We start from the raw sequence: 7,370 nt of genomic DNA on the forward strand, positions 1-7,370 counted from the left end.
GCGGCCCTGCCCCGGCGCGGGGAGCGCGTCGCCGTCGTCGGCTGCGGCACCTCCTGGTTCATGGCCCAGTCCTACGCCGTCCTGCGGGAGACCGGCGGCCACGGCGAGACCGACGCGTACGCCGCCTCCGAATTCCCGCTCGGCCGGCGCTACGACCGGGTCCTCGCCCTCACCCGGTCCGGCACCACCACCGAGGTCCTCGACCTGCTGCGCCGGATGAAGGGCACGGTCGCCACCGGCGCCGTCACCGCCGACCCCGCGACGCCCGTGATGCGGGCGGCCGACGCCGTCGCCGTACTGGACTTCGCCGACGAGGAGTCGGTCGTCCAGACCCGGTTCGCCACCGCCAACCTCGCCCTGCTGCGCGCCCACCTGGAGTCGGAGGACGCCCTGCCCGCCGGTGTACGGCCCCTGGACGCCGCGATCCGCGACGCCGAACGGGCCGTCGCGCAGCCCCTCGACGCCACCGTGACCGGAGCCGAGCAGGTCACCTTCCTGGGCACCGGCTGGACCTGCGGCCTGGCGCTGGAGGCCGCCCTGAAGATGCGGGAGGCCGCCGGCGCCTGGACCGAGGCGTATCCGGCGATGGAGTACCGGCACGGGCCCATCAGCATCGCCGGTCCGGGCCGGGTCACCTGGGCGTTCGGAGGGCTCCCGGAAGGTCTGGCCGACGACGTCGCCCGGGCCGGGGGCACCCTGGTCGCGGACTCCACCGGAACGCCCGCGGACCTGGACCCGCTCGCCGACCTCGTACGCGCCCAGCGCCTCGCCGTCGCGCTCGCCGAGGCACGCGGGTACGACCCCGACCGGCCCCGCAACCTGACCCGTTCCGTCGTCCTCCAGGACAGCCGTGCCTGAGGAGAACGACGCGCCCGGCCGGGCGACCGCCCCTGACGACGGCGGGGGCCGGCCCGGCGTCCCGCGCGGGGCCTTGGCGCCGCCGGCTGCCGCCGTCCCCCGTCCCGTGGCCGGCGGCTTCGACGCCGGCACCCGTCTGCGCATCCGTACCGCCGTGACCGTGGAGGACGTCCATGCCGCTCACCCCCACCGAGGACATCGTCGGCCCCGCCGCCCGGGACGGGGTGGGAGCCGGGGCGTTCAACGTGGTGCAGCTCGAACACGCCGAAGCCATAGTGAACGGCGCCGAGGCCGCGCGGCGGCCCGTGATCCTGCAGATCAGCGAGAACACCGTCCGCTACCACGGAGCGCTCGCACCGATCGGGCTCGCGGCCCTCGCCGTCGCACGCACCTCGCGCGTGCCCGTCGCCGTCCACCTCGACCACGCTCGGTCCACCGAGCTGGTGCACGAGGCCGTACGGCTCGGCTTCACGTCCGTCATGTTCGACGCGTCCGGACTCCCGTACGAGAAGAACCTGACGGCGACCCGGGAGGTCGCGGACCACTGCCGCGCCCGCGGCGTGTGGGTCGAGGCGGAACTCGGCGAGGTCGGAGGCAAGGACGGCGCGCACACCCCGGGGGTGCGCACCGACCCCCGGGAGGCGCGGGACTTCGTCGCCGCCACCGGGGTCGACGCCCTGGCGGTGGCGGTGGGCAGCTCCCACGCCATGACCACCCGGGACGCCGTCCTCGACTTCGCACTCATCACCAGGCTGCGCGACGCGGTGGGCGTCCCGCTGGTCCTGCACGGCTCGTCCGGGGTCGCGGACGACGGACTGGCCAGGGCCGTCGGGGCGGGAATGACGAAGATCAACATCTCCACCCGCCTGAACGAGGAGTTCACCCGGACCGCCCGCGCCTGTCTGCGGACGCACCCGGAGACCGTCGACCCCCGCACATACCTCGGCCCCGCCCGCGACGCCGTCGCGGGCGAGGTGGCGCACCTGCTCGCGGTGCTGCACGGCGAACGAGCCTGAAGCACGGCGAACGCGTTGGAAATGCGGCAGAGTTCGCTCCACGGTGGCGACGCCCCCGGCCGGCCCGGGCCGCGCTCGCCGGACCCGGGCCCGGGGCCCGGCGAGCGCCGGCCGACGCGGCCCCGGAGCCCGTGCCCCCGTGGGTGCGGAGGAGTCGGCCTGCGAGGACTCAGGCCGTGAGGGCTCAGGCTGCTCTGAACCCGGTGATGCTCCCGTGCTCCATGGTGAGCCGGGCACCGGTGAACCGGGAGCGCATCCGGCGGTCGTGGGTGACGACGACCACGGCACCCCGGTAGTCCACCAGGGCCTGTTCCAGTTCCTCCACCAGCACCGGGGTGAGGTGGTTGGTGGGCTCGTCCAGCAACAGCAGGTCCGTCGGGTCGCTCACCAGCCGGGCGATCTCGATCCGGCGCCGCTGCCCGTACGACAGCTCCTCCACCCGCCGCCGCAGGTCGGACGGGCTGAACAGGCCCAGGGAGAGCAGTTTCCCGGCATGGTCGTCCAGGTAGCCGTCCCGGCCGTGGGCGAAGGCCCGCAGCACGGTCGCCCCGGGCGGCCAGGGCATCTCGTCCTGCCGCAGGTGCCCGACCCGGCAGCCGACGTCCACCGAGCCGCTGTCCGGCTCCAGTTCTCCGGAGAGCACCCGCAACAAGGTCGTCTTGCCCGCGCCGTTGGGGCCGGTGATCAGCAGCCGCTCGCCCGGCCGGATGCGCAGAGAGCCGACGGCGAGCCGGTCCGCGACGCGCACGCCGGTCAGCTCGGCCACCGCTTGCTCCGCCTCTCCCGCCCCCGGGCCCGCGGTGTCGATGCGGGCGGTGAAGGACAGCGGGTCCGCGGGGGCCGCGACCGGGTTCTCGGTCAGTTGCGCCACGCGTTGCTTGGCGTTGCGGATCCGCACCATCGCACCGTGGTCGCGTCCCCGCCTGCGGTACGCGCCGTGACCGAACACGGAGAGGGGCATCTTGCGCGGGATGCCGTCCATCCGCGCCACGTTGGAGGCGAGCAGCCCCCGGTTGCGGTCGAGTTCGGCACGCCACTCCTCGTACTCCCGCAGCCGTCGCTCGCGCTCCACGGCCTTGGCCGTCAGGTAGCCCTCGTAGCCGTTGCCGTAGCGGGCGACGCGGCCGGAGCCGACCTCCAGGACCGTGGTGGTGAGCCGGTCGAGGAACACCCGGTCGTGGGTGACCGCGACCACGGTGCCGCGATGGCCCCCCAGGTGCTCCTCCAGCCATTCCACCGCCCGGTCGTCGAGGTCGTTGGTCGGCTCGTCGAGCAGCAGCAGTTCCGGCGCCGAGGCCAGGGTGGCGGCGAGGGCGAGGCGGGAGCGCTCGCCGCCGGAGAGGGTCCCGAGTTCCCGGCCGCGGCCCAGGCCCGGCAGCCCGAGGCCGTGCAGCGCGACCTCCACCCGCACGTCGGCCTCGTAGCCGCCGCGGGCCTGGTACCGCTCGACGAGGCCGGCGTAGTGCCGGAGGCCGGCGGCCAGCTCGGTTCCCGGACCGTCCGTGTCGTGCTCGGCCAGTTCCGCCTCGGCCCGGCGCATCGCCGCTTCGAGCTCGCGCAGGTCGGACAGGGCCAGGTCGACGGCGTCCTGGACGGTGGCGTCGAGCGGCAGTTCCAGCGTCTGCGCCAGGTAGCCGACGCCTCCGGGGGCGACCACGGTGAGCGTTCCGTCGTCGGGCCGCTCGCGCCCGGCGAGGAGCTTGAGCAGCGTGGACTTGCCCGAGCCGTTGTCGCCGATCACACCGACCTTCTCGCCCGGCGCGATGCTGAAGCCGACCCGGTCGAACACGAGGTGGTCGTCGTAACGCTTGGTGATGTCATGCAGTGCGCATTGCGCAGTGGGCACGCGTGTCTCCTGATACGTCGTGAGGACGGGGGAAGGCGTGAGCGCGCTCGGCGGAACGGCCGTGGAGGGGCGACGCGGACACCCCCACGGCCGGCAGTCGACGGAACCGGCCGGGCGGTGGCGTGGGTCAGTGGCGCGTCGCGAGCACGCTGCCGGATGCGGCGACGGAGCCGAGCTCAACGCCGCGCACCCTCGTCCTCACAGAGATCCCATGCGAGAAACCATAGAGGGGCGCCCGGAGCCCGGCAAGGGGATATGGCCCCCGCGGACGCGGCGGCACACCGGGGAGCACGGGGCGACGGTCCGTGCCGCCCACGACGGCCGGCACGCCGGCCGCCCGGGGTCTTGCCGCGAGGCGAGGCACTCGCGCACCCGGGTCTCGCCGGCGCCTCTTTGTTCCACCGGCAGCCCGTGCCCGGTTCTCGTCCTGGAGGACGCCTGCCGTGAACGCCGAGGAGCCGGCTCGGCGGAGCACCGATGAGTTCTCCGCCCCGCGGGAGTCTCACCGGCAGCACCTCGCGTCACAGCGGTGCGGCCCCTACGTGAACTGGAGAGACGGACATGTCAACAGCCCGAGAGCGGTCGGTCGCAGCCGAGGCCCGCGTCGTCTCCGCCGACGGCACCGAGATCGCGTTCGAGCGGTCGGGCAGCGGACCGGCCGTCGTCCTGGTCGCCTCGGCACTGGCCGACCGCTCCGACACCACCGGACTCGCGGCTCTCCTCGCCCGGCACTTCACCGTGATCAACTACGACCGGCGCGGACGGGGTGCCAGCGGCGACGCCGACGCCTACGCCCCCGAGCGCGAGATCGAGGACATCGCCGCCCTGATCGAACACGTCGGCGGTTCGGCGTCGCTGTTCGGTTCGTCCTCCGGAGCGGTCCTCGCCCTGCGCGCGGCTGCCGCCGGAGTGAAGGTCGACCGCCTGGCCCTGTACGAGCCGCCGTTCGTGGTCGCCGAGGGCGACGACGGACCACCCGAGGACCTCGCGCGGCGGATCACCGCGCTGCTCGCGGAAGGCCGGCACGGCGACGCGGTCACGTACTTCATGACCAGGGTGCAGGGCATGCCCCGCATCGCCGTGTTCCTCATGAGGCTCATGCCGAGGACGTGGGCGAGCCTCACCGGACTGGCCCGCACCCTGCCCTACGACATCGCGGTCATGGGCGATACCCAGCGAGGCAAGCCGCTCGACGCCGCGGAGTGGAAGGGAGTGGCCGTGCGCACCCGCGTGCTGACCGGCGGCAAGAGCCCGGCGGCCTTCCAGCGCGCCGCCCGCGCCCTCACCGGGATCCTGCCGCGGGCCGACCACCGCACCCTGCCCGGCCTCGACCACGGTGCCGTCGTCATGGCCCCGAAGAAGCTCGCCCCCCGGATCACCGAGTTCCTCGAGGGGTGAGCTCGCCGTTCGAGCGGTTCGGCGGGTCCGGCGCCGTCCCTCCCGGTGCTCCGCGGGGGGCGACTCACCTCCGGACGGCCGCCGGAGCAGCCCTACGGCTTCGGCCCGGCGCCCGCCGTGTCCGCACCGGCGTCGTTCCGCGGCCCCGCGGGCCCCGCCACCGGGCGGGCGCCCGTGGTGGCCGCGACCGACGGCGTGAGCACGGAGGCGTAGTCGTGCTGGGTGGAGTAGGTGAGGAAGCCCAGGTGCGCCTCGTAGCGGTCCAGGACGTCGTCGATCACCTGCTGGTGGGACAGGCCCATGAGGTCGTAGCCCTCGGAGCCGGTCTGGGTGAACACCTCGACCCGGTAGTAGACGTCCGTCTGCCGGGACATGCGTCCGCCGAACATCGGCACCGGGGCCTCGACGGCCTGCACCTGGTAGTGGAAGCCGCGGTGCTCGGGGATCGTGACCACCAGCGCGTGGCCGGGGATGCCGGCGTGCTCGTTCGGGACCGGGTCCAGCGTGGCCTGGTACCCCTGCTTCCCGAACTCGCGGACCACGTCGGCCAGCGCCGGCTGCACGGTGCGCTCCATGAACTGGGCCACCTGCTTCTGCGAGGGGTAGGAGCGCATCCGCTCCAGCCGCTGCCGCCAGGTGCGCTCGGGCGCCTGGCCACCGTGCGCCGCCGTCGACTGCCGGCGCAGGACCCGGCCCTCGCGCTCGGCCCGCTCCATGCGCAGGGCCTTGGAGAAGGAGGCCATCACCAGCCAGGCGATGACCGTCACCGGCAGGGCGAAGATGAGCGTCGCGTACTCCATGGTGGTGACCCCGCCGGCCACCAGCATCGCGATGGTCAGCACCGCGGTGAGCACCGCCCAGAAGACGCGCAGCCACTTCGCCCCGTCCTGTGACGGTTCGGGGATCGAGGAGGAGAAGTTGGACATCACCATGGCGCCCGAGTTGGCGCTGGTGAGGTAGAACAGCAATCCGGACAGCGTGCCGAGGCCGATCAGGAAGGCGGCGCCGGGGAACATCTCCAGCAGCGCGAACCAGCCCTTCTCCGGGCTGTCCACGGCCTGCCGGGCGAACTCCGTGTTGCCGTTCAGGACCTGGTGCATGGCGCTGTTGCCGAAGATGCTCACGAGCAGGAAGTCGCAGAGCACCGGGGCGGTGATGGCGGCGATGACGAACTCGCGCAGGGTCCGGCCGCGGGAGATGCGGGCGAGGAACAGTCCCACGAACGGGCCCCAGGCCAGCCAGAACGCCCAGAAGAACAGGGTCCAGCCGGCCATCCACTCGGAGCCCCCCTCCTGGTAGGCGAAGGTCTGCAGGGTCCGGTCCGGCAGCGAGAAGACGAACCGGCCGATGTTCTCCACCAGCGCGTTGAGCAGGAACGCCGTCTCTCCGGTCACCAGGATGTAGAGCAGCATGGCCGCCGCACTCCAGATGTTCAGCTCGGAGATCAGCCGGATTCCCTTGTCCAGGCCCGAGGTGCAGGCGGCGATGGTCATGATCACGGCCACGACCACCAGCGCGATCTGCAGGGCCAGGCCCTCCGGGAGGCCGAACAGCCAGGCGAAGCCGACGTTCAGCAGCACGACGCCGATGCCCATGGAGGTGGCGACGCCGAAGACGGTGCCGACCAGGGTGACGATGTCGATGGCGTCGCCGATCCCGCCGCGGACGCGCTTGCCGAGCAGGGGGTACAGGGCGGCCCGGATGGACAGCGGCATGCCCCAGCGGTAGGCGAAGTACCCCATGGCCATGCCGAGCAGCGAGTACATGGCCCAGCCGGCCACGCCGTAGTGGAACATGGTCCACACCACGGCGTCCTGGGCGGCCGCGGCCGTCCCGCCCTCGCCCGCCGGCGGAGCCATGTACNNNCCGGCGGCGAACAGCATGGCCACCCAGGTGAAGAGCTTGTACTGCGGCCGGGAGTGGTCGGGGCCGAGCCGGACGGACCCCTCCTTGGACAGCGCGACCCAGAGGACGAACACGATCACCACGGTGATGGTCAGGACGTAGAACCAGCCGAGGTTCTCCGCGATCCAGGCCACCATGGCCCGCATGGTGCCGGCAGCGTGCCCGGGCGCGAACATGGCCCAGAGGGAGAAGGCGACGATGACGGCCGAGGCGATGACGAAGACGCGCCAATTGACGCGGGGGCCGGGCTCCTCGATGAGTTCCGCGGGTGCCTTGCTGAGCTCCCGGCTGGAGACGGGGGGACGGTTCTCGGCCTCCTGGCCGTGGCGCCGCCGTTCGGTGCCGCC

General features: G+C 73.2%; 5 protein-coding genes and 1 pseudogene. 3 read left to right on the forward strand and 3 right to left on the reverse strand.

Annotation, left to right across the window (positions count from 1 at the left end; all coding sequences use genetic code 11):
• The coding region (locus tag AOK18_RS27640; RefSeq protein ID WP_055696097.1) for an SIS domain-containing protein at nt 1–858 on the forward strand (858 nt) is incomplete at its 5' end.
• Between the two features lie 173 nt (nt 859–1,031).
• Nucleotides 1,032–1,874, forward strand: coding sequence for a class II fructose-bisphosphate aldolase (locus AOK18_RS27645; RefSeq protein ID WP_055696098.1), 843 nt, complete (start codon nt 1,032–1,034; stop codon nt 1,872–1,874).
• Between the two features lie 184 nt (nt 1,875–2,058).
• On the opposite strand, the gene AOK18_RS27650 is transcribed toward AOK18_RS27645, so the two are convergent.
• Nucleotides 2,059–3,720 (reverse strand): TlrC/CarA/OleB/SrmB family ABC-F type ribosomal protection protein, encoded by a 1,662-nt coding sequence (locus AOK18_RS27650; protein ID WP_055696099.1) that lies wholly within the window; start codon nt 3,718–3,720, stop codon nt 2,059–2,061.
• Nucleotides 3,721–4,281: 561 nt separating this feature from the next.
• Between AOK18_RS27650 and AOK18_RS27655 the strand changes: the two genes are divergently transcribed.
• Nucleotides 4,282–5,118 (forward strand): alpha/beta fold hydrolase, encoded by an 837-nt coding sequence (locus AOK18_RS27655; protein WP_055696100.1) that lies wholly within the window; start codon nt 4,282–4,284, stop codon nt 5,116–5,118.
• A gap of 92 nt (nt 5,119–5,210) precedes the next feature.
• Here the strand turns inward: AOK18_RS27655 and AOK18_RS27660 are convergent.
• Nucleotides 5,211–6,981 (reverse strand): BCCT family transporter (locus AOK18_RS27660; protein WP_240503337.1); only part of this gene is annotated, 1,771 nt, incomplete at its 5' end.
• 3 nt (nt 6,982–6,984) lie between these two features.
• Nucleotides 6,985–7,280: pseudogene (locus AOK18_RS34865) on the reverse strand (BCCT family transporter); the annotation flags it as partial.
• Between the last annotated feature and the right edge of the window lie 90 nt (nt 7,281–7,370).

It is taken from the genome of Streptomyces prasinopilosus, from assembly GCF_001419695.1.
GTDB classification, from domain to species: Bacteria; Actinomycetota; Actinomycetes; order Streptomycetales; family Streptomycetaceae; genus Streptomyces; species Streptomyces prasinopilosus.